This window comes from Eubacterium coprostanoligenes (assembly GCF_900167205.1).
GTDB lineage: Bacteria > Bacillota > Clostridia > Oscillospirales > Acutalibacteraceae > Eubacterium_R > Eubacterium_R coprostanoligenes.
Window position 1 is genome coordinate 32,533 of sequence record NZ_FUWW01000013.1, and the last position, 21,979, is coordinate 54,511.

At 35.6% G+C, this 21,979-nt stretch carries 21 protein-coding genes, 5 tRNA genes and 1 pseudogene; 26 read left to right on the top strand and 1 reads right to left on the bottom strand.

Annotated features, from left to right (window positions below; translation table 11 throughout):
- Positions 1 to 2 precede the first annotated feature (2 nt).
- The 15 genes from B5D29_RS06325 (at position 3) to B5D29_RS06395 (ending at position 9,389) form a co-directional block, all read left to right on the top strand.
- On the top strand, positions 3 to 854 hold the full coding sequence (locus B5D29_RS06325; RefSeq protein WP_078768744.1) for an energy-coupling factor transporter ATPase: 852 nt from the start codon (positions 3 to 5) through the stop codon (positions 852 to 854).
- Positions 854 to 1,726: an energy-coupling factor transporter ATPase gene (locus tag B5D29_RS06330; protein ID WP_078768745.1), complete on the top strand. Its 873-nt coding sequence runs from the start codon at positions 854 to 856 to the stop codon at positions 1,724 to 1,726. Before B5D29_RS06325 ends, B5D29_RS06330 begins: the two co-directional genes overlap by 1 nt.
- Complete coding sequence (locus B5D29_RS06335) at positions 1,723 to 2,532, top strand: energy-coupling factor transporter transmembrane component T family protein (protein WP_078768746.1); 810 nt, start codon at positions 1,723 to 1,725, stop codon at positions 2,530 to 2,532. The genes B5D29_RS06330 and B5D29_RS06335 overlap by 4 nt, the downstream gene beginning before the upstream one ends.
- Positions 2,529 to 3,272 carry a tRNA pseudouridine(38-40) synthase TruA gene (gene truA, locus B5D29_RS06340; protein WP_078768747.1) on the top strand — a complete coding sequence of 248 codons (744 nt, stop codon included), beginning with the start codon at positions 2,529 to 2,531 and terminating at the stop codon, positions 3,270 to 3,272. Before B5D29_RS06335 ends, truA begins: the two co-directional genes overlap by 4 nt.
- A complete protein-coding gene (locus tag B5D29_RS06345) occupies positions 3,262 to 4,440 on the top strand; it encodes a DUF5711 family protein (protein ID WP_078768748.1) in 1,179 nt (392 codons plus the stop codon). The genes truA and B5D29_RS06345 overlap by 11 nt, the downstream gene beginning before the upstream one ends.
- Before the next feature lies 1 nt (position 4,441).
- A complete protein-coding gene (locus B5D29_RS06350; RefSeq protein ID WP_078768749.1) occupies positions 4,442 to 5,167 on the top strand; it encodes a CvpA family protein in 726 nt (241 codons plus the stop codon).
- Entirely contained in the window at positions 5,164 to 5,790 is a 627-nt protein-coding gene (locus B5D29_RS06355; protein ID WP_078768750.1) for a CDP-alcohol phosphatidyltransferase family protein, read from the top strand. Before B5D29_RS06350 ends, B5D29_RS06355 begins: the two co-directional genes overlap by 4 nt.
- A gap of 21 nt (positions 5,791 to 5,811) precedes the next feature.
- Positions 5,812 to 8,118, top strand: coding sequence for an ATP-dependent Clp protease ATP-binding subunit (locus B5D29_RS06360; protein ID WP_078768751.1), 2,307 nt, complete (start codon positions 5,812 to 5,814; stop codon positions 8,116 to 8,118).
- Positions 8,119 to 8,183: 65 nt separating this feature from the next.
- Positions 8,184 to 8,257: transfer RNA gene (locus B5D29_RS06365), tRNA-Gly, on the top strand.
- Between the two features lie 10 nt (positions 8,258 to 8,267).
- A tRNA-Arg gene (locus B5D29_RS06370) sits at positions 8,268 to 8,344 on the top strand.
- A 23-nt stretch (positions 8,345 to 8,367) separates the two neighbouring features.
- Positions 8,368 to 8,444 (top strand) — tRNA-His (locus tag B5D29_RS06375).
- A gap of 10 nt (positions 8,445 to 8,454) precedes the next feature.
- Positions 8,455 to 8,529 (top strand) — tRNA-Gln (locus B5D29_RS06380).
- A gap of 6 nt (positions 8,530 to 8,535) precedes the next feature.
- A tRNA-Lys gene (locus B5D29_RS06385) sits at positions 8,536 to 8,611 on the top strand.
- A gap of 259 nt (positions 8,612 to 8,870) precedes the next feature.
- On the top strand, positions 8,871 to 9,125 hold the full coding sequence (locus tag B5D29_RS06390) for a DUF4160 domain-containing protein (RefSeq protein ID WP_078768752.1): 255 nt from the start codon (positions 8,871 to 8,873) through the stop codon (positions 9,123 to 9,125).
- A gap of 15 nt (positions 9,126 to 9,140) precedes the next feature.
- Positions 9,141 to 9,389, top strand: a complete 249-nt coding sequence (locus tag B5D29_RS06395; protein WP_078768753.1) for a DUF2442 domain-containing protein — start codon at positions 9,141 to 9,143, stop codon at positions 9,387 to 9,389.
- A gap of 148 nt (positions 9,390 to 9,537) precedes the next feature.
- Here the strand turns inward: B5D29_RS06395 and B5D29_RS06400 are convergent, their stop codons facing one another.
- Positions 9,538 to 9,897, bottom strand: a complete 360-nt coding sequence (locus B5D29_RS06400) for a hypothetical protein (RefSeq protein ID WP_078768754.1) — start codon at positions 9,895 to 9,897, stop codon at positions 9,538 to 9,540.
- A 223-nt stretch (positions 9,898 to 10,120) separates the two neighbouring features.
- Here B5D29_RS06400 and B5D29_RS06405 point away from each other — a divergent pair.
- From B5D29_RS06405 to B5D29_RS06460, 11 genes and pseudogenes are all read left to right on the top strand, one after another.
- A pseudogene (locus B5D29_RS06405) lies at positions 10,121 to 10,576 on the top strand (tyrosine-type recombinase/integrase); the annotation flags it as partial.
- Between the two features lie 468 nt (positions 10,577 to 11,044).
- A complete protein-coding gene (locus B5D29_RS06415; RefSeq protein WP_078768756.1) occupies positions 11,045 to 12,778 on the top strand; it encodes an ArnT family glycosyltransferase in 1,734 nt (577 codons plus the stop codon).
- Positions 12,779 to 12,879: 101 nt separating this feature from the next.
- Positions 12,880 to 13,782, top strand: a complete 903-nt coding sequence (gene thyA / locus B5D29_RS06420) for a thymidylate synthase (RefSeq protein WP_078768757.1) — start codon at positions 12,880 to 12,882, stop codon at positions 13,780 to 13,782.
- 9 nt (positions 13,783 to 13,791) lie between these two features.
- Positions 13,792 to 14,271, top strand: a complete 480-nt coding sequence (locus B5D29_RS06425) for a dihydrofolate reductase (protein ID WP_078768758.1) — start codon at positions 13,792 to 13,794, stop codon at positions 14,269 to 14,271.
- A gap of 164 nt (positions 14,272 to 14,435) precedes the next feature.
- Positions 14,436 to 15,620 carry a cysteine desulfurase NifS gene (nifS, locus tag B5D29_RS06430; protein ID WP_078768759.1) on the top strand — a complete coding sequence of 395 codons (1,185 nt, stop codon included), beginning with the start codon at positions 14,436 to 14,438 and terminating at the stop codon, positions 15,618 to 15,620.
- A complete protein-coding gene (gene nifU, locus B5D29_RS06435) occupies positions 15,620 to 16,042 on the top strand; it encodes a Fe-S cluster assembly scaffold protein NifU (protein ID WP_078768760.1) in 423 nt (140 codons plus the stop codon). The genes nifS and nifU overlap by 1 nt, the downstream gene beginning before the upstream one ends.
- Before the next feature lie 30 nt (positions 16,043 to 16,072).
- On the top strand, positions 16,073 to 16,987 hold the full coding sequence (gene nadA / locus B5D29_RS06440; protein ID WP_078768761.1) for a quinolinate synthase NadA: 915 nt from the start codon (positions 16,073 to 16,075) through the stop codon (positions 16,985 to 16,987).
- Between the two features lie 6 nt (positions 16,988 to 16,993).
- Positions 16,994 to 18,052, top strand: coding sequence for a tRNA 2-thiouridine(34) synthase MnmA (gene mnmA / locus B5D29_RS06445; RefSeq protein ID WP_078768762.1), 1,059 nt, complete (start codon positions 16,994 to 16,996; stop codon positions 18,050 to 18,052).
- 375 nt (positions 18,053 to 18,427) lie between these two features.
- Positions 18,428 to 19,732 carry an FG-GAP repeat domain-containing protein gene (locus B5D29_RS06450; protein WP_078768763.1) on the top strand — a complete coding sequence of 435 codons (1,305 nt, stop codon included), beginning with the start codon at positions 18,428 to 18,430 and terminating at the stop codon, positions 19,730 to 19,732.
- Between the two features lie 28 nt (positions 19,733 to 19,760).
- Positions 19,761 to 20,474 carry a response regulator transcription factor gene (locus B5D29_RS06455; RefSeq protein ID WP_078768764.1) on the top strand — a complete coding sequence of 238 codons (714 nt, stop codon included), beginning with the start codon at positions 19,761 to 19,763 and terminating at the stop codon, positions 20,472 to 20,474.
- A gap of 25 nt (positions 20,475 to 20,499) precedes the next feature.
- Positions 20,500 to 21,978 (top strand): sensor histidine kinase, encoded by a 1,479-nt coding sequence (locus B5D29_RS06460; protein WP_078768765.1) that lies wholly within the window; start codon positions 20,500 to 20,502, stop codon positions 21,976 to 21,978.
- Position 21,979: the final 1 nt, after the last annotated feature.

Sequence of the window (21,979 nt, forward strand, 5' to 3'; positions counted from 1 at the left end):
GTATGGAACTTATTAAATTTGAAAATGTTTCGTTTTCGTATAAAACAACTGACGAAAATGATAATCCCGTAAGTATTCCTGTACTTAATGATTTTAACCTTTCAATTGAGCAGGGCTCGTTTGTTGCAATTCTCGGACATAACGGTTCCGGCAAATCAACGGTTGCAAAACTTACGAACGGTATTTTGTTTGCCGATGAGGGAACTGTCACTGTTAATGGCAAAGTTGCAAAAAATGATGATAGTATTTACGATATAAGACGAGATGCGGGTATGGTTTTTCAAAATCCCGACAATCAGATTGTTTCTTCTATTGTTGAAGAAGATGTTGCATTTGGCGTTGAAAATCTCGGTGTTCCGTCCGATGAATGCAGAAAAAGAGTTGACGATGCGTTAAAAACAGTTGATATGTATGAATACAGACTTAAAACTCCGTCAAAACTTTCGGGCGGTCAAAAGCAAAGGGTTGCCGTTGCAGGAATCATTGCAATGAAACCGAAGTGTATCATTCTTGATGAACCAACCGCTATGCTTGACCCTGTCGGTCGTAAAGAAGTTATCAACACTGTTATGAAACTGAACAAAGAAGAGGGCATAACCATTGTTCTCATCACTCACTATATGGACGAAGCTGTAAAAGCTGACAGAGTTGTTGTTATGGACGATGGAGTTATCAAACTTGACGGCACACCGAGAGAAGTTTTTGCAGATGTTGACAAAATTAAAGCGTTGTCACTTGAAGTTCCGCAGTCAACAGAACTTGTCAATTGTCTTGGCTTGGACACAGAGCAAACCGTCCTTAATTCAGACGAGTGTGCAAAAGAATTATATAAATATTTAAAGAGAGAAAAATAATGGCGATTTTAGAGTGTGAAAATTTAAAATTCATATATGGCATAGGAACTCCTTTTGAGTTTTGTGCTGTTGACGGCGTTGATTTTTACGCTCAAGAAAACGAGATTATCGGTATAATCGGTCATACAGGTTCGGGCAAGTCAACTTTTATTCAACACCTTAACGGTCTTTTGAAGCCGACAGAGGGCACTGTAATCGTTAACGGCAAGGATATTTGGGCAAAAGAGAACAAGGACAATATTCGTCAGGTTCGTTTTGCTGTCGGTCTTTGCTTTCAATATCCCGAGCATCAAATATTTGAAGAAACAATTTTTAAAGAAATTGCTTTTGGACCAAAACAAATGGGGCTTGACGATGAAGAAATCAAGAGCCGTGTGTACGAAAGTATGGAGTATGTCGGTCTTGATAAAGCAATGGAAAACAAATCACCGTTTGATTTATCCGGCGGTCAAAAGCGCCGAGTTGCTATCGCTTCAATCATTGCTATGAAGCCACAGGTGCTTATTTTGGACGAACCTTGTGCTGGACTTGACCCCAAGGGCAGGGATGTCATTTTGAACCTTGTAAAAGATTATCAAAACAAATCCGGCAGTACTGTTTTGTTTGTGTCACACTCTATGGAGGATGTTGCAAAAATTGCCGACAGAGTTTTGGTGTTTAACGACAGCAAGGTGGCTATGTTTGGCACTGTTGATGAGGTTTATTCAAGAGGCAAAGAACTAAAAACAATGGGACTTAATGTTCCTGAAGTAACCGAGGCATTCTTGAAACTTCACGATATGGGGATTGGTTGCAGAACAGATATTTATACTGTTGAGCAGGGAATAGAAGAGTTTAAAAGACTAAAAAGTAAAAAGGAGGATATGCAATGATTGATGTAACTATCGGGCAGTATCTTCCGGGTGATTCTGTTATTCACAAAGCAGATGCAAGAGTTAAAATTATTACTGCACTGCTGTTTATGATTTCTGTATTCTTGTGCAGAAACTATTACACAATGGGGTTGGTGCTTCTCCTTTCAATTGCAGTAACAACAATTTCAAAAATCAAACCAAAAATTATGCTTAAAGGCTTAAAACCGATTATTGTTATTGTTATTTTTACAACTGTGCTTAATCTTTTTTATGGTTCGGGTGAACCGCTTGTACAATTAGGATTTTTGAAAATCACAGCGCAAGGAATTAATAATTCAATATTTATGGCGCTTCGAATTATTATTCTTGTTATATTCGGCTTGATTTTGACATACACAACAACTCCTACCGCTCTGACCGATGCAATGGAGTCGCTCATGAAACCGCTTAAATTATTTAAGGTCGATGTTCATTCAATTGCAATGACTATGACTATTGCACTTCGCTTTATTCCTACTCTTGTTGAGGAAGTGGACAAAATTATGTCTGCGCAAAAAAGCAGAGGTGCTGATATGGAAAGCGGAGGAATATTTAAAAGAGTAAAGGCTGTTGTTCCTGTTATGATTCCGCTTTTTGTTTCGTCTTTCAGAAGAGCAAATGAGCTTGAATATGCAATGGAATGCAGATGCTATCGAGGCGGAGCAGGCAGAACAAAAATGAAGATTATGAAAATGTCTGCAAAGGACTATGTATTGCTCATTTTGTCAATCATATATTTTGTCGGCATTGTTCTTGCAAGAATTTTTATGAGTAAGGTTATATGAGAAGATTACTTGTAACAATTAGATATGACGGCTCGGCTTATCACGGGTATCAAGTGCAAAGTAATGCCGTGACGGTTCAAGAGGTCTTTCAAAATGCCCTTGAAAAGGTGTTTAATAAAAGACTTGATGTCAAGGGGTGCAGTCGCACAGACAGCGGGGTGCACGCTAATATGTACTGCATATCCTTTGATACGGATATGAATATCCCGAACGAGAGTGTTGTTTTGGCTCTCAACACATATTTGCCTGATGACATCGCCGCATATGATTGCAAAGAAGTCAGCCTTGATTTTCATCCACGATATAGCTGCAAATCAAAGGAATATGTCTATAAAATTTATAACGGAAAATATCGCAATCCGTTTTATGCAAAATACGCTTTGTGGTACAGATGGAGCCTTGACGCAGAATATTTGAATAAAGAAGCACAAGTTTTTGTTGGCAAGTATGATTATTCAGGATTTTGCAGTATCAAATCCGATGTCGAAGATTCTGTAAGAGAAATATATTCCTGCAAAGTTTGGCGTGAAGATGATTTTGTCTACTTTAAAGTTTGCGGAGACGGATTTTTATATAATATGGTCAGAATTATGGTTGGAACATTGCTTTTTGTCAACGAAGGCAAAATTAAAAGCGGTGAGCTGAAAGATATAATTCTTTCAAAAGACAGACGCAGAGCCGGAAAAACAGCTCCGCCTCAAGGTCTTTACTTAAACAAGGTGAATTATTATGCCAAGTAATGAAAGAGAAAATCAAAGAATAGAAAGAAAAAAGCTAAAAGACAAAAAAATCAAAAAAATCATTTGGATTGTTTTGGCTGTTATTGTTTTGCTTTTGATTGTGCTTAAGATCTGCGAAATTGACTTTGCCGATATAAAAAACAGAGTTAATTCAGATAGCATTTCAAGTTCTGTTGATAGTGATGCATATCCGTATTCTGTTGATGTTCGCAAAGATTCGGAAATGCAGATGGTAAACGGAAAGTTTTATGCTTTGACAGACACAAGCGTTATTTCTATCGACCCTGTATCAGGCAATACCGGATATACTTTTGATCACGGCTACGCTTCTCCTGTTCTTAAATCAAACGGCAATTATACCTGCCTTTTTGACAGGGGCGGAACAAGAGTCAGACTTGATTCAACAACAAAGAATTTATACGAAAAGACGCTTGATCGCAATCTTATTACTGCTGTGGTTTCAAAAAACGGAACAATTGTTTATTCCGCTTTTTGCGATGATGCAAAATCAAAAATCGTAGTTATAAATAAAAATGAAAGCAAAAAACTTGAATATGAGGTTAATGACGGCTATGTAACAACTCTTGCTGTCAACTCAAACGCTTCTAAATTTGCTTTTACAAGCGTTAATTCAAAAGATGCTTTCTTGTCATCAACCGTACATATTTTCAATATGTCAAATGAAGAAATGACCTTTGAAAAAGAATTTAAAAAGTCGGACATTCTTGATTTGCATTTTACAGATTCAAACAATTTATACATAGTCGGAAGCGATTTCTTGTCGATTGTAAAGTCGGGCAAAAATGTTGAATATATATTGAAACAAGGCAGTATTTCAACTGTGAATTATTGCTACACATCGTCAAATGAGCTTTTGATTAATTACAGCGACTTTTCAAATTCGTCAAAATCAAAACTTGATTATGTAAAATCAAACGGTAATATAAAAACAAGCATTCCGTTAAAATCTGCTTCAAAGGAAATAACATCTAATTCAAATGAAATAACCGTATTGTTTCATAACAAAATATGTGTTTATTCGCTTACAAGCGGTGAGCTAAAACATTCTGTGAACTGTGACACTTCGGTGAATAGTGCTTATTCATTGTCATCAAGAATTTATGTTCAGTACGGTCAATGTATTGATGTGATAAAGAAGGATAAATAAAATGACGATATTTAATTATACGGTTAATTATGTTGATTTGATTATTGTCGGTATAGTCTTGTTTTTCGGCTTTGTAGGGCTGAATAAAGGAATATTTATTACACTTATAAATTTCATAAGATATGTAGTCGGATTGTCTGCTTGTATGATTTCTGCAGACAGACTGCCACAGCCGATTTACGACAATTATTTAAAAGAAAGGGTAGTTGATGTTGTTAATCAAAAAATCGTAACCTCGTCCAATATAGACGAAATTATGAATAATTTTAACAGCGTTATCAACAGTCTGCCGAATATTATTAAAAATAACATAGATTTAACTTCGTTAAAACTTTCTTCAAATAATATTTCCCAAAATATAACAAATGAGGTGTTTGAACCTGTTATAATAGTATTTCTCAAAGTTATAATATTCATTGTTATTTTTGCTTTGTTCTTTGGAATAACAGGTGCTGTCATCAGCCACATCAGAAGAAAGAATAAGAATAAGAGAAAAGAAAATAAAAAGAAAAGCTTTGTTGTTTTTATGGATAGATTGATAGGCTTTTTGTTTGGATTTCTTAAAGGTGCACTTGTTGTATTTGTTTTTGTAAGTGCTGTTACAAGCCTTTTGGGAGTACCTAATATTGCCGACAATCAATTTTTACAAACTGCTGCCAACAGTCAGCTTTATCAACTGTTACTCAACTATAATCCATTTAATGTGATTACGGAGGGAATAATATGAGCAAATTTAAAGAAAATGTAAATGATTTATTTGATAATTGGAATACTATTCCAAACTGGTTGAGCTTTTTGAGAATTGCTCTTATTCCTGTTTTTTCAATTCTTTTTATCAAAGAAATATACATACCCGCTTTTGTACTTATGATAATTGCAGCTTTAACCGACTTGATTGACGGCAAAATTGCAAGAAAGTACAATATGGTATCTAACCTTGGCAAAATTCTTGACCCAATTGCAGACAAACTCTCACAGGTTGCAATTGTTATCATTTTGATTTTTAAGTTTTGGTCATTTGACGGTCCGCTTAAATATTTGCTTTTCTTGTTTATTGCAAAAGAGCTTATTATGGTTATCGGCGGTGGACTGCTTCTTGCAAAAGGTTTGCGTCCTGTTGCGGCTGAAATGTGGGGTAAGATTGCCACAACCGTATTTTATGTATTTATGATTGCCATTATCGCTATCGGTCCAAACGGTGCTTTGGTTGGTCATTGGTTCTTCAAGGCTTTGCCAACACCTGTTATCTATGGTATGGTGGTTATATCTGTTATTCTTGCATTTGTATCATTGTTCGGCTATGCTCCGGGCTTTATTAAGCAAATCAAGGAGAATAAATCAAACAAATAACTTTAGGAGATTATATATCGAATGAAACAACCAATGTGTACACGATGCGGTGAAAGACCTGCTATTGTGTTTATTCAAAAAATGGAAGACGGCGTTATGAAGCCCGAGGGGCTTTGCTATAAGTGTGCCAAGGAGCTGAATGTCGATATGGGACCTATTCAGGGCCTTATGGAAAAAATGGGCATCAGCGAAGACGAACTTGAGCAGGCAAGCGAGCAAATGGGTATGTTTATGGAAAATATGGACGATTTCGATTTCGGCGATATCGGAGCAATGTTCAATTCCGAAAATGCCGACGGTGCTCAAACAATGCCTTTTTCAGAAATGATGAACAATATTATGGGCGGTTCTGAATCATCAACCGAAGAACCAATGAAAAAAGGTAAAAGAAATCATAAAAGGTCACAGGACGAGTCGAGAAAGTTTTTAAACAGCTACTGCAACAATCTTACCGAAAAGGCTAAAAAAGGCGGAATAGACAATATTATCGGCAGAGAAAGCGAAATTGAGCGTGCTGTTCAAATTCTTTGCAGAAGAACAAAGAATAACCCTTGCCTAATCGGCGAGCCGGGTGTTGGTAAAACTGCTATCGCAGAGGGTCTTGCAATCAAAATCGCCAAAGGTGAAGTTCCTGCAAGACTTATGGATAAAGAAATCTATCTCCTTGACCTTACAGCCCTTGTTGCCGGAACTCAATTCAGAGGTCAGTTTGAGGGCAGAATTAAGGGCCTTGTTGATGAGGTTAAGCATGAGGGAAATATTATCCTCTTTATTGACGAGGTTCATAACCTTGTCGGTACAGGTGACAGTGAGGGCACAATGAATGCCGCTAATATCTTGAAACCTGCACTCTCAAGAGGTGAAATTCAAGTTATCGGTGCAACTACCTTCAACGAATATAGAAAATATATTGAAAAAGATGCTGCTCTTGAAAGAAGATTTCAGCCTGTTAAAGTTGAAGAACCGTCAATTGATGATGCTTACAGAATGCTTCTTGGTATCAAAAACTATTATGAAGATTATCATAAGGTAAAAATCAACGATTCTTTGGTTTACAAGGCTGTTACAATGAGTGAAAGATTTGTTACCGACCGTTATTTGCCTGATAAGGCGATTGACCTTTTGGATGAATCGTGCACTTGTGCAAATCTTCGCAATCCTGCAATCAGCAGATACCAAATGCTCCTTGAAAAGAAAAACAACCTTATGGATAATATTGATAAGTTGTCAGAGCCTGAAGAGGGCGAGCAAATTGATTATGAGCTTATTTCCAAGCTTAAATCACAACTTATTAACATTGATAACGAGATTCCCGAGGTTGAAGAAAAAGCAAAGGATAATCAAGTTCTTGAAGCTGATTTGGCGAAGGTTATTTCTCTCTGGACAGGTATCCCTGCATCAAAAGTTGAACAGGGTGACATTAACAAACTTGCCTCTTTGGATAATGAACTTAAATCTCATATCATCGGTCAAGATGAAGCAATTGAAAAGGTCGCAAATGCAGTTCGCAGAGGCAGAATTCAAATCAGCCCTAAAAAAAGACCGCAATCATTTATTTTTGTCGGCCCGACAGGCGTCGGCAAAACCGAGCTTGTAAAACAGCTCGCTAATGCACTTTTTGATTCACCTGATAACCTTATTCGTCTTGATATGAGTGAGTTTATGGAAAAATTCAGCGTGTCAAGAATTATCGGTTCACCTCCGGGATATGTTGGATATGATGACGCAGGTCAGCTTACTGAAAAAGTACGCAGAAAACCGTATAGTGTTATCCTTTTTGACGAGATTGAAAAAGCTCATAAAGATGTTCTTAATATCTTACTTCAAATTCTTGATGAGGGCAGAATTACAGATGCACAGGGCAGGGTAGTTAACTTTGAAAACACGGTAATTATTATGACCTCTAATGCAGGCTCAACTGACCAAAACACTATGGGATTTGGAAAATCAGCTGACGATATTAACCGTGAAGTTACTATGAAAGCTCTTGAAAGATTTTTGCGTCCTGAATTTCTTGGCAGAGTTGATGAAATTGTAATTTTCAACAAACTTACTTTTGATAATTTCGAAAAGATTGCAAAAATTATGCTTGATGAACTTGTTCCGAGTTTAAAAGACAAGGGTATTGACTTGGTTTATGAAGACAGTGTTCCTGTTTATCTTGCAAAAAAGGCTTATGGTTCAAAGAAAAACGCAAGAGGACTTCGTGATGCCGTCAGACGAGATATTGAGGAAAAACTTGCAAATACAATTGTTTTCAACAACGATATCGACATAAAAAAGATTACTTTAACAGGAACCGATGAGATTTCTGTAAAAATAAATTAAGAAATTTATTAAAAAAGTATTGACATTTCAGCGGTCATTAGATATAATAATGACCGTTGTGACACGCGGGTGTAGTTCAATGGTAGAATCCCAGCCTTCCAAGCTGGTCGCGTGGGTTCGATTCCCATCACCCGCTCCACATATTATATGCGCTGTTAGCTCAGCTGGATAGAGCAACTGCCTTCTAAGCAGTAGGCCGGAGGTTCGAGTCCCCCACAGCGCGCCACTTTTTTGTCACAACAAGACATGGTGGGATTGGCCTAGTTGGTTAGGGCGCCAGTTTGTGGCACTGGAGGTCATCAGTTCGACTCTGATATCCCACCCCATTTTTATTAATGGGGAGTAGCCAAGCGGTAAGGCAACGGACTTTGACTCCGTCATGCGTGGGTTCAAATCCCGCCTCCCCAGCCAATATATGATCCATTAGCTCAGTAGGTAGAGCACTTGACTTTTAATCAAGGTGTCCGGGGTTCGAATCCCCGATGGGTCACCAAAGAAAAAAGCCTTGAAACCCTTTATTTTAGCGGGTTTCAAGGTTTTTTCTTTTAGTATTTTCTATAATACAAATGTTTTAATTTTACTGTTTTTTATCAAATTTTACGGTAATTTGTATACGGATTTGTATACGTAAACTTCTTATAAAATATTTGAAATGAAAAAAATACATTTAATAATTACATTTTTGTTGATATTTTGTTTTTGTTGTTGTATTATTTAATTGAAAGAACAAATAATTTAGTGAGGTGTTGTATATGCCTGTCTTGGCAAGATTTTACGGACTTGTTATAAAAATGTATTTTCAACAGAGTGAACACAATCCACCACATATACATTGTGTTTATGGCGAATATATGGGAGCTATTGATATTCAAACATTACAAATGCTTGAGGGTGATTTGCCACCTAAAGCCCTTGCAATGGTTCAAGAATGGGTAGAAATGCATAAAGCTGAATTGCTTAATATGTGGAATACACAAGAATTTAAACAGCTTCCTCCACTTGAATAAGAAAGAGGTGTTACTATGTTTAACAAAGTAATTGCAGTTAAACCGCTTGATAATTTTGTGTTATCTGTAACCTTTGAAAACGGTCAACACAAATATTACGATATAAAGCCTTTGTTTGATAAGTACAAGGAATTTACAGCCTTGCAAACAATAAACGGTTTATATGGGCTTGTAACGGTTGATATGGGCGGTTACGGTATTAGTTGGAATGATGAAATAGATATATCTTGTAATGAGCTTTACAATAATGGTATGGTAGCTTAAATAAATACAGCAGGGTTTTATATTCCTGCTGTTTTTTTTATTAATATTCTATTTGCTTTATTAGAGTGGGCGGGGGATATATCAAACTTAATAGTGTTTGCGGTTACAGGTTTGAGCCGTTTACCTTTAAAAAAGGCTTTGTTTTTTATTAAGAATAGTTCTTAGTTGAAAAAAATTCTCTAAACTCATCATCTGCTAAATTGCTTTTTTGTTCGTTGCCGTTTTTATCGTTTGTTTTTTCTCTCACACTCTCTTTTTCCCTCACCTGATTAAATTTGCTTAAATTTGTCTTTTCTAAATTAACCTTACTTATATTATCCTTGATTGTACTATCCTTACCTACACTATCCTTACCTATGGATACCGTCTGTATACCGTTGGTATCCGTTTGGTATCCATTTGGTTTACCGTTGGTATCCATAAGTACATATTTGTTTGTTTGGTCAATACTTAATTGATTAAATTCAGATTGATGAATAGTTTGTGTATATCGGTCATTCCTTGACATTGACTGCGAAATGCCGTATGATGTGGTTAGGTTAAAGTACGCATGGGAAGTATACTAAAACCCTTGGTCACTGTGGAGCTGCAACTCCCCGGTGACCTTCTCTTTTGTCTTGCTTTGCAATGGCTTGATATAGATTTAGTAAATAAAACTATTACCGTTAATAAATCGGTTGATGTGCAAAGTAATACAGCTATAAACAAAAAAAGGCGGTAAATCAAAAAGTGCGGTTCGTTTAGTACCTATTTCAGATGTGCTTGTTGAATATCTAAAACAATATAAGCTTGATAACGGTATTAATAACCCTTTTGATTTAGTTTGCACAAATACAAAAGGCGGTCAGCTTTCTGCTACAAGTTGGCGTAAAATGTGGGAGAGCTATTTGTTAGATTTAAATATGGAGTATGGATACCCTAATACAGATGTTAGCAAGTACGACCCTAAAGGTTTACCAATGCGAATAGAACGTATTACAAGCCATTATTTGCGCCATACATATGCAACTATGCTATTTTATCAAGGTGTCGATGTACAAGAAAGTAAACAGTATTTAGGTCATAGTACAATCAAGGTTACATCTGATATTTATACAGACTTGAAAAACAGCAAAGCTTCATTGTCTGATGAATATAAAAAACATTTAGCAACAGAATATAAAATTAATTATGGAGTTGCTTTATAGGAAGGGGGTAATAATGATGAATAAATCGGATGAAATTTTTAATTTGTTTTTAACTCTTAATAAAGAAGAAAAAAGCCTTGTACTCAATTTTGTAAAACAATTAGTTTTCGAGGAACATAAGAGTGGTAACAATGAATAAATTACCAAAAAGCAAATACAGCAAATAAGTAAAAAAATAATGCGTTTGTATACGGATTTGTATACGTAGATTTTCGCAAACGCAGTGTTTATGCACCTTTGGAGTACCTAAACACCTTTACTTTTAATCAAGGTGTCCGGGGTTCGAATCCCCGATGGGTCACCAAAGCCTCGATTTTCGAGGCTTTTCTTTTTATATTTTGTTATTTTTGGTTTGTTTGTATACAGTATTGTATACAAATTTTTAATTTTACCGGCATTTCGATAATAAATTATCCGTTATTGATTAATGAGATTTTTTATGATAGTATGTAAAAAAGGGGAGTTTATATGAATATCAATAAGTGGTATAAAAGCAAAGACAAATTCTTATTTTGGCTTGTTGTGATAGGTATAGTATTAAGAATTATATTTTTTATATCTAATTTTATTATCGGCGATGTGCATATTGATGAGTCAATGCTCTTTGCTAATGCGTTGTCGATTGTAAACAATGGCACTGATTTGTTAGGCAACAAATTCCCCGTGTATTTTCCCACATGGTTTATAGGCGGACAATCACCGCTTGGAACATATCTTTCAGCTTTTGCTGTGAAACTTTTTGGTAATAGCTTGTTCGTTTTGAGATTACCAGCACTTATAGTAGGCTGTATCGGTTTAGTATGCTCGGCAAAACTTAGCGGTTTGTTGTTTTTGAAGAAAGAATTTAAATATGCTTTTGTCGGATTATCTGCTGTATCTCCTTGGATGATTTTTAGCTCATGCTATGTTTTGGATTGTAATTATATGGGATATAATCTCATCTTTGGAATCTTGATGTTGGCAAAAGGACAAAAACAAAATAAGAGATTATATTATGTTCTTTCTATGTTCTTCTTTTCGTTATGCTTTTACTCTTATATTGCATCTGTTCTGATTGTTCCTGTATTTTTAGCTATTACATACTTGATTTTATTTGTTAAGAAAAGAATGAGCATCAGCGATAGTGTATTAAGTGTTGTATCGTTATTATTCTTTTCAATTCCGTTTATTATTTTTGGATTAGTCTTGACAGGAAAAATTGAGCCATTCTCTACTCAAATAATGTCATTTCCTGATATGAAGTTTTATTCAAGAGAAAACAGTTTGGCATTAAATTCAGGAACACTCTTTGAAGTTATAAAACAACTATTTAAAAACTTTTTTGAATCGTTATCAATTGTCGCATTTCCTGAAAGTGCTATAACATTAGACAATATAAGTGTTAATAATCTATTCTTGTATGGAAATGTGGGTGCCGGACTTATTTCAATATTCGGAATTGCAGAGTTGTTTTTGTCAAAATTACATAAAAAAGATATAAAAGGCAGTACAATCACAAAATCAATTATAATTGCTTCTTGCGGAGTGATAGTGGTTTTTTGTGCAATGACTAATATGCCGTTGTTTGCGTATGCTTACAGATATGGTGTGCTGACTCCGTTATTACTGTTTTTTGAAGCAATAGGATTGGCACTATTGATTAATAAAATAAAAGCTATTGATATTAAAAAATTCAAATTAATTTTGGTTGGATATTTGACTGTTTCTTTAATGTTTTTTGGAATTGAATTCTACTACATTTATCCGAAAAATAGTGAATCTAACCATTTGTCATATGGTAATAGTTTGAATAATTGTCTTGCCGAGTCCGACAGAACAAATCAAAATAATACAATAATTCTTTGTAATCCTCAATATGACCGAGGAACTTTAGTATATTTATATTACTATCAGTCTGACAAAAATCTTAATGATTTTGGTGATTGTATGCTCAACGCATATGTTAAATTTCATCAATTAGGAGCCGGATATTCAATTAACGATGCATTTAAAGATGAAATAATCAGTTATGGAAATTTGCATCTTGAAAATAAAACAAATAACAAAATAAGTGTTTCTGATACAATAACAATCTTAAATTTTGATGAAATTGAGTTAACGGAAAAATGTTATATTGTTCAGCACTCAGCATTAGGTCAATATAATTATGAGAATTACGAGGTTAAAGAAAACGGATTTTATGATATATTGATTAAGAAATAGAAATTAGATTAAATCAAATATAAAAAAATTTAGTTGCTTCTTTTATATTTACTATTTTTATGGTTTGTGATATTATATACAAAAATGTTTGAGGTGAATTTATGGGACTTTGGGATAAGGAATATATTGCTCTGTGCAAAAAGATTTTAACAACGGGCACGGAAGTTGTTAACAGAACGGGTATTAATACAATTAAAGTTCCGTCAAATCATTTTCAACTTGATATTGGCGAGGAATTCCCGATTTTGACAACAAAGCAGTTGTTCATCAGACAGGCTGTTCTTGAAATGCTTTGGATTTATCAAGCACAGTCAAATGATGTTCGTTGGCTGAAAGAACGAGATGTAAACATTTGGAACGAGTGGGAAATCGACGATAAAGGCTATTGGAACGCTACCCAAATGCTTCCTGATGAAAGCGGAAAGCTTGTAAAGCAAGATGTTCACAAATTTTTCGGTGAGGAATATGCCCATACTATCGGCACTGCTTATGGATATATAGTTAATAAATTCCAAATGACCCAAAATCTCATTGATAAGATAAAAAATCATCCTGAAGACAGACGAATGGTTATGACTTTGTGGCAGAACGATTATCTTGATACCGCTGTTCTTCCAAGCTGTGTTTGGTCAAGCGAATGGGATGTTACAGACGGAAAACTTAACTGTTGGGTTCATCAACGAAGCTGTGATGTTCCGCTTGGATTGCCGTTCAATGTAACACAGTATTCTGTGCTTAACTGTATGCTTGCACAGGTTTGTGGCTTAAAACCCGGAACTATTGATTGGTCAATCAAGGACGCACATATTTATGTTAATCAGGTTGATGGCATTAAAGAACAAATCAGAAGATTTGATGAACAGGGTGATTTGCCTGCACCTAAACTTTGGCTAAATCCTGATGTAAAAGACTTTTTCGAATTTGACAATTCGAGAGATTGCAAAGATGTAAAACTTTTGAATTATGAACATCTTGGCAAAATAAAATTCCCAATCGCACAATGAGGAGAATATATGGCTATTTCTATGATTGCCGCAGTTGGCAAAAATCTTGAACTTGGCAAAGACAACGATTTGATTTGGCACTTTAAAGAAGATATGAAGTTCTTTAAGGAAACAACTATGGGTCATCCTGTAATTATGGGCAGAAAAACCTTTGAATCGTTGCCAAAAGCACTTCCGGGCAGAAAGAACATTGTTATATCTGCTAATCCTGAATATAAGGCTGACGGGGCAGAGGTGGTCACTTCTGTTGAAGAAGCAATTAAACTTGCCGAAACAGAGAATACAGACGCATTTGTTATTGGCGGTGGCAGAATTTATAATGAATTTTTGCCGTATGCCGATAATTTGTATCTCACGGAAATCAATGCAGAATCTCCTGACGCAGACACATATTTTCCTGATTTTAACAAAAGTGATTACATCAAGGAAATTATAAACTTCTACGATGTTGACGGCATAGAGTTTTATCATGTTATATACAAAAAATAATTTTAGCCTCTTTTAAATGGAGGCTTTTTGTATTATTGTGTAAAAATGGATAATAATACTTTAAAAATATTTCAATTTCCTATTGACAAAGTAGGAAATAAGTTATATATTATAGAACGAAAAACCTATAAATTTAATAGGAATAAAAAGGCAGGTTAAAAATTATGACAACTATTTATGTTGATAATGCTGCAACCACACAGCTTTCCGACACTGCTTTAGAGGCTATGAAGCCAATGATGCAAGAGATTTACGGCAATCCGTCATCACTTCATCATATTGGTCAAATCGCCAAAGAGCACCTTGAGGATGCAAGAGCAAGGGTTGCAAAATGTATAAACGCTAATCCAAACGAGATTTATTTTACATCAGGCGGTAGTGAAGCCGATAATCAGGCTATTATCACAGCTGCATATAACGGTGCAAAAAAAGGTAAGAAGCATATTATTTCTTCAAAGTTTGAACATCACGCTGTTCTTCACACTTTGGACAAGCTCGCAAAAGAGGGCTTTGAAATTCAACTTTTGGATGTTTACAGCGACGGTATCGTTAAGGTTGAAGATGTAAAAAATGCTATTCGAGATGATACCGCACTTGTTACAATTATGACTGCTAACAACGAGGTTGGCACAATTCAACCAATCAAAGAAATCGGTGCCGTTTGTAAAGAAAAAGGAGTTTTGTTCCATACTGACGCTGTTCAGGGCTTCGGTCATATTCCGATTGATGTTGTTGATATGAACATTGATATGCTTTCTATTTCTGCGCACAAGTTCCACGGTCCAAAGGGCGTTGGATTGTTGTATTGCAGAAAGGGTATTGTTCTTCAAAATGTAATCAACGGCGGTGCACAAGAAAGAGGCAAGAGAGCCGGCACAGAAAATATGGCATCTATCGTTGGTATGGCGGCCGCAATGGAAGAAGCAGTTAAAAACCTTGATAAAAATGCAAAATATGTAACCGCTCTTCGTGATAAGATTATTGACGGCTGTGCTGACATCGAACGCCACACTTTGAACGGTGACAGATATAACAGACTTCCGGGTACAATCAATTTTTGCTTTGAAGGTATTGAGGGTGAAGGTTTGCTCCTTCTTCTTGATCAAGACGGCATTTGTGCTTCATCTGGTTCTGCCTGCACAAGCGGTTCACTTGACCCGTCACATGTTCTTTTGTCAATGGGTATTCCTGTTGCAACTGCACATGGTTCACTTCGTATTTCTCTTTGTGAATACAACACAGAAGAAGAGGCAGATATTATTATAAATTCAATCCATAAGGTTGTAACATATTTAAGATCAATTTCTCCTGTTTGGGAGAAAATTCAAAAAGGAGAGGTAGTAGACTAATGGCTTTATATTCAGAAAAAGTAATGGATCATTTTACAAATCCAAGAAATGTTGGTAAAATTGAAGATGCTGACGGTGTCGGAGAAGTTGGAAATGCAAAATGCGGAGATATTATGAAAATATATCTCAAAATAGATGAAAATCACATTATCACTGATGTTAAGTTCAACACTTTTGGTTGTGCATCTGCTATTGCATCAAGTTCTATGGCAACATGTCTCATCAAAGGCAAGCCTGTCAGCGAAGCAGTTGAGCTTTCAAACAAAGCAGTTGTTGAAGCATTGGATGGTTTGCCACCGGTAAAAATCCACTGTTCTGTTCTTGCCGAAGAAGCAATCAAGGCTGCTGTTAAGGATTATTATGATAAAAATGGTATCGAATATGATCCTGAAACATTTAAGGAAAAGGAAGCTCACGAATAAAACATTTATTGTGATGCTTGGGAGTAGGTTATGGCTTTAAAAGACATACAAGAAGAAATTATTAGATTAAAAAAAGAAAACGATATTTGCCTTTTAGCGCATTGCTATCAATCACCTGATATTCTTGAAGTTGCTGATTTTGTCGGCGACAGCTTTGCTTTGTCGCTATCTGCATCAAAGGTTACAAACAAAACCGTGATTATGTGCGGTGTTAGATTTATGGCTGAAACCGTAAAAATTCTTTCACCTGACAAAAAGGTTATCCTTGCAAATGCTGACGCAGGCTGTCCTATGGCTGAAATGATGGATAAAGAACTTATCGAACAGGTTAAAGAGCAATATCCTGATTATACGGTTGTAGCTTATGTTAACACAACAAGTGAACTTAAAACCGTTTGTGATGTTTGCGTAACTTCGTCTTCTGCTCTTAAAATTTGCAGAAGTCTTGATTCAGACAAAATATTGTTTATTCCGGATAAAAACCTTGGTTCATATATAGCAGAGCAAATTCCTGAAAAAGAGTTTAAACTTCTTTCCGGGGGTTGTCCTACTCACGCAAGAATAGGCATGGCAGAGGTTAAAAAGGCAAAAGAAGCTCATCCTGACGCATTGTTCCTTGTTCATCCCGAATGTGTGCCGGAAGTTGTTGCTCAAGCAGATTATGTCGGTTCAACAACAGGCATTATGGACTTTGCAAAAAAAAGTGATGCAAAAGAGTTTATTATCGGAACAGAAAACAGCATTGTTTCTCATTTACAGCTTGCGTGCCCTGACAAGAAGTTTTATCCGCTTTCAAAGGACCTTGTGTGCCATAATATGAAATTAACCACAATCGTTGATGTATTGAATTGTGTCAAAGGTATTGGCGGAGAAGAAATAGAACTTGACGAAGATGTAAGGCTCGGTGCAAAACGCTGTATTGACAAAATGATTGAGTTAGGCTGATTTAATATGAAAAAAGCGATTGTTGCTATGAGTGGCGGTGTCGATTCAAGCGTTGCTGCACTTTTTATGAAAGAGCAGGGATACGAGTGCATCGGTGCTACCATGAAACTTTACGACAACGAGGATATTGGCGTCGATAGGGAAAAGACATGCTGTTCTCTTGATGATATAGAAGACGCAAGGTCTGTTGCTTATAAACTCGGTATGCCTTATTATGTCTTTAATTTTAAAGATGAATTCGAAAAAAAAGTTATTGACAAATTCATTTCAACCTATGAAGCAGGCGGAACGCCAAATCCTTGCATTGATTGCAATAGGTATCTTAAGTTTGAAAAATTAATGAAGCGTATGGAAGAATTGCAATACGACTGTGTTGTAACAGGTCATTACGCTGATATTGAATATGTAAACGGCAGATATATGCTCAAAAAAGGCAAAGATTTGTCAAAAGATCAAAGTTATGTTTTGTATTCTTTGAGCCAGTATCAGCTTGAGCATACTGTTTTTCCTTTGGGCAAATATTCAAAAGAAAAAATCCGAGAAGTTGCAGAGAAAAACGGTTTTATCAATGCAAAAAAGCGAGACAGCCAAGATATTTGCTTTGTACCTGACGGGGATTATTCAAAATTCATTGAGCAATACAAGGGCAAAACATATCCATGCGGTGATTTTGTTGACAAGCAGGGAAATGTTCTCGGCAAGCACAACGGTCTCATTCGTTATACAATCGGTCAACGAAAAGGGCTGAATATTGCTCTTGGTCATCCGGTTTATGTTATCAGCAAAGATATTGAAAGTAATACCGTTGTTTTAGGCTCAAATGAAGATTTAAACAAAAAAAGCCTTACTGCAAGAGATTTTAATTGGATTGCTCAAAAGCCTGATGATAAAATATCTTGCTTTGCAAAAACTCGATATAATATGCGTGAAGTTCCATGTGTTGCATATTGTGACGGCGATAGGGTTGTTGTTGAATTTAATGAACCTGTCAGAGCAATTACTCCGGGACAAGCAGTTGTTTTATATGACGGCGATTATGTTCTTGGTGGCGGAACAATAGAATAATTTTGAGAATTAACGAAAATTTAATTAATTATTCATTTTGTTATATTGAAATTCACAAAAAAATATGTATAATATAATCATAAAGTGAATATTTATGAGGGTGGAAGACATATAATGGTTTCTCCAACCACACGGCATTGACTGTTTCGGAGTCGGTAAAATGTTTCTCTTTTCATTGTTTCTCCTCTAACCGATGTCTTTAAAAAGGCTCCAATCCACCTCTTTTTGTAGTATTTTTGTTATAAACATCCAATTTTTTATATTGGATGTTTATTTTTGTAACAAAAATGTTATTTTTTCTTAATTTGCTATTTATTTTATTTAAATAATCTGTTATAATTTATTTAATTATTGTATCTGCAAGGGGGATTGAATGTGAAATACATAAAAGTACTTATGTGCATTGTATTGATTGTTGCGTTGTTCTCCGGTTGCAGTTTTAGGCTTGCTTCATCTGTAAATGATTTAATTTCGGCAGTTGCACCGTTTGGGGATAATGCCGATGTTAAAAGTGCACTTGACAGTTTTATGTCAAACGGTTATTCATTAAAGAACCCTTCGTCAGGCGAATACATCACATCATATAACTTTTATGATTTAGACGGTGACGAAAAAGAAGAAGCTGTTGCTTTCTATGAGCCAAACGATAATCTTGGCACTATCCGAATGGCTATTATCAAGGAATATTCAGGTAAGTGGGAAGTTGTTTCCGATATAAAGGGTTATGGAGATGATGCATATCGTCTTGACTTTGCAGATGTTAACAACGACGGCAAAGATGAAATCATTGTTTGCTGGAACAATATTTCAAATTCAAACAGTCATTTATTTGTTGTATACGACCTTAAATTTGATGACAAAAAGTTTGAGGTTAAACAAATCAACAAAGACGAAATTTATCTCAACAACTATGTTATCGTTGATTTTAAACAAACAGGTAATAATGAAATATTGATGTTTGAAATCAATTCGGGAACAAAGACAAGTGCAAAGGCAGAACTTTATTCTTTGAATGACAACAACCTGAAATTAAAAGGTGAGACAAAACTTGATTCTCGAGTTATTTCTTATAGAAATATCAATGTTGAAAAAGCCGAGGGTGATATAAGAGTATATGCCGATGCAATCGGTTCAAACGGTAACAGTATAAGAACAGAAGTCATCTATTGGTCAAATATGTACGACTCAATTGTCTCTCCGTTTTATAGTTATTCAACAGGCAGAACATCAGGAACATCAAGAGGATGCCTTGTAAATTCTTGTGATATAAACGAGGATGAAAGAATTGAAATCCCAACAGATATTGCAATTAAGGGCTTGCCGAAAAATATCAAACCGCTGAATTGGAAAATTTATAATAAAACAATTCTTGTTCACACAAACTATTCGTTGTATGTCAAAGATGATAATTACAATGTTATTATTCCGGACAAATATTTTAAAAACATATCTGCAACATATAACAAAAAGACTCGTGAAATGACCGTTATCAACAAAAAAACAAAATCTTCTGTGTTTTCAATTATGCCGGTTTTAAAAGCGGTATATGATGAAAATGCTTATCAAGGATACAGCATAATTCTTGACAAATCAGGATATTATTATCTTGCAAAAACATCAAATGATAAAGAAATTGATATTTCAATTGACGAATTGAAGCAATACATCAAAATTTGTTAGCATACTGTAAGAAAGGTACGGTGTAAATATGAAAAAAGTACTTGTAGCTGAAGACGAAGAATCCATCAGAGAATTTATTGTAATTAACCTTTCTCGTTCAGGCTATACTGTTGAACAAGCCGAAAACGGACTTGTTGCACTTCAAAAATTCAAGCAGGATGAAGAAGGCTTTGATGTGGCTATTCTTGATATTATGATGCCGGAACTTGACGGACTTGCTGTATGCAAAGAACTCCGCAAACTTTCATCAGATCTCGGAATCATAATGCTCAGCGCAAAAACACAGGAAATGGATAAGGTTACCGGACTTTTATTCGGTGCGGATGACTACGTTACAAAGCCGTTTTCACCAAGTGAACTTATGGCTCGTGTTGATGCAGTTTATCGCCGAGTTGAAATGACAAGAGGCTTCAAAAAGGGTGATTCAAGCTCTGACAGTATAATTCTTGATGAATTTGAACTTAATCTTCGTAACAGAACTCTTTTGAAGTCGGGCAATATGATTGAACTCACCCAGGTTGAATTCCAAATTATTGAGTATTTCTTCCGCAATCCAAATGCAGCTTTGTCAAGAAATGATATTTTAAAGCAAGTTTGGGGAGCAAATTATTTTGGCGATGAAAAGATTGTTGATGTAAACATTCGCAGACTTCGTATGAAAATTGAGGATAATCCTTCAAGTCCGACACGACTTGTCACCATTTGGGGTCTTGGCTACAAGTGGATAACAAGCGAACAATAAACAGAAAGTAGAGATTTATAAACAAATGAGCAATGATTTTAATGCTGATTACATTACAAAAATTAAAAGCAAAAAAATCGAAGGCATTACACGCAGATGGTTGATATTGATTATCGGTCTTGTTGTTTTGCTTTTTACCATTGCTTTCATTGTTTGCACTTCTCTTATAAAGGTATATTATTACAGTTCGGTTGAAAGTATAGTTAATTCCGCCGCTTCGGATTCTGCCGTTAATTATTTTGAAAATAATATAAACAACGGTGAATCGCTTGAATCTTCAGCCGCACTTTATATTGACACTTATTCAAACAAAGATTCAACTACTGTTTGGATTGTTGACAATGAAGGGAATGTAATTATTTCATCAAACGGCTTTGCGGTTGAGAAGCAGAAAATGTCCGATTATCAATCTGCAATGGAAAATGAAGATGGAAAAGCTAAATTTGTCGGCAAACTAACAAACGGTCAAAAAGTTATGGCTGTTTGCAGGGTTATTAAAAGCTCTGACAACACAAAGGTTGGCGCAATTCGTGTTATGACCGCTGTTGACAATGTTGACCGTCAAATTACAAGTATTTCCGTGCTAATAGCATTTATTTTCTTGATTATTTTGGCTATAATCATTCTTTCAAATTTGTATTTTATCAGAACAATTATCACTCCGCTTAAAGAAGTTAATCAGGCAACTAAAAAAATTGCCGAGGGAAATCTTGATGTCAGAATTGAGAAAAAATACAATGATGAAATCGGTGACCTTGCAGACAGCATTAATACAATGGCTTCTGAAATTGAAACAGCCGATAAAATGAAAAATGACTTTATTTCTACTATTTCTCACGAATTGAGAACTCCTTTGACCTCAATTAAAGGCTGGGGAGAAACGCTTACTCTCGGCAACCAAGACAATGTTGATGAGCTTACCAAAAAAGGCTTGCAAGTTATCGTTAAAGAGGCAGGCAGACTTGAAGGCTTTGTTGAGGAACTTCTTGATTTCTCAAGACTTCAAAGCGGTAGAATGACGCTTCGACTTGCAAATGTAGATATTCTTGCCGAACTTGAAGAAACGCTGTTTACATTCATTGAGCGTGCTGTACGAGAGGGTTATGAGGTTAAATACAGTATTCCTGAAGTACCTTGTATTGCAAATGCCGATGCAAACAGGCTCAAGCAAGTGTTTATGAATATTCTTGATAATGCACTCAAATATTCTCGTCCCGGAAGCAAAATTCTTGTTAAGGCAGAATTTGAAAAAAGAGATGGCAAGGATTTTGTAAAAATTGCTATTGCCGACCAAGGTTGCGGTATTTCCGCAGAGGACTTGCCTCATGTTAAGGAAAAGTTCTACAAGGCAAATGTCAGCGTTAAAGGCTCGGGAATCGGTCTTGCGGTTACAACCGAAATCGTAAATTTACATAATGGATTTTTAGATATTGACAGTGTTGAAAATAAGGGAACTTTGGTTACTATTCATCTTCCGTTATTAGAAGCACCAAGTCAAAATTAAT

Coding starts and splice junctions, on each gene's coding strand:
- mnmA (WP_078768762.1), top strand. CDS start 16,994: ATGAAAAAAGCGATTGTTGCTATGAGTGGCGGTGTCGATTCAAGCGTT.
- nadA (WP_078768761.1), top strand. CDS start 16,073: ATGGCTTTAAAAGACATACAAGAAGAAATTATTAGATTAAAAAAAGAA.
- truA (WP_078768747.1), top strand. CDS start 2,529: ATGAGAAGATTACTTGTAACAATTAGATATGACGGCTCGGCTTATCAC.
- B5D29_RS06330 (WP_078768745.1), top strand. CDS start 854: ATGGCGATTTTAGAGTGTGAAAATTTAAAATTCATATATGGCATAGGA.
- B5D29_RS06355 (WP_078768750.1), top strand. CDS start 5,164: ATGAGCAAATTTAAAGAAAATGTAAATGATTTATTTGATAATTGGAAT.
- B5D29_RS06395 (WP_078768753.1), top strand. CDS start 9,141: ATGTTTAACAAAGTAATTGCAGTTAAACCGCTTGATAATTTTGTGTTA.
- B5D29_RS06335 (WP_078768746.1), top strand. CDS start 1,723: ATGATTGATGTAACTATCGGGCAGTATCTTCCGGGTGATTCTGTTATT.
- B5D29_RS06400 (WP_078768754.1), bottom strand. CDS start 9,897: ATGTCAAGGAATGACCGATATACACAAACTATTCATCAATCTGAATTT.
- B5D29_RS06360 (WP_078768751.1), top strand. CDS start 5,812: ATGAAACAACCAATGTGTACACGATGCGGTGAAAGACCTGCTATTGTG.
- B5D29_RS06350 (WP_078768749.1), top strand. CDS start 4,442: ATGACGATATTTAATTATACGGTTAATTATGTTGATTTGATTATTGTC.
- B5D29_RS06455 (WP_078768764.1), top strand. CDS start 19,761: ATGAAAAAAGTACTTGTAGCTGAAGACGAAGAATCCATCAGAGAATTT.
- B5D29_RS06415 (WP_078768756.1), top strand. CDS start 11,045: ATGAATATCAATAAGTGGTATAAAAGCAAAGACAAATTCTTATTTTGG.
- B5D29_RS06325 (WP_078768744.1), top strand. CDS start 3: ATGGAACTTATTAAATTTGAAAATGTTTCGTTTTCGTATAAAACAACT.
- B5D29_RS06425 (WP_078768758.1), top strand. CDS start 13,792: ATGGCTATTTCTATGATTGCCGCAGTTGGCAAAAATCTTGAACTTGGC.
- B5D29_RS06345 (WP_078768748.1), top strand. CDS start 3,262: ATGCCAAGTAATGAAAGAGAAAATCAAAGAATAGAAAGAAAAAAGCTA.
- nifS (WP_078768759.1), top strand. CDS start 14,436: ATGACAACTATTTATGTTGATAATGCTGCAACCACACAGCTTTCCGAC.
- nifU (WP_078768760.1), top strand. CDS start 15,620: ATGGCTTTATATTCAGAAAAAGTAATGGATCATTTTACAAATCCAAGA.
- B5D29_RS06390 (WP_078768752.1), top strand. CDS start 8,871: ATGCCTGTCTTGGCAAGATTTTACGGACTTGTTATAAAAATGTATTTT.
- B5D29_RS06460 (WP_078768765.1), top strand. CDS start 20,500: ATGAGCAATGATTTTAATGCTGATTACATTACAAAAATTAAAAGCAAA.
- thyA (WP_078768757.1), top strand. CDS start 12,880: ATGGGACTTTGGGATAAGGAATATATTGCTCTGTGCAAAAAGATTTTA.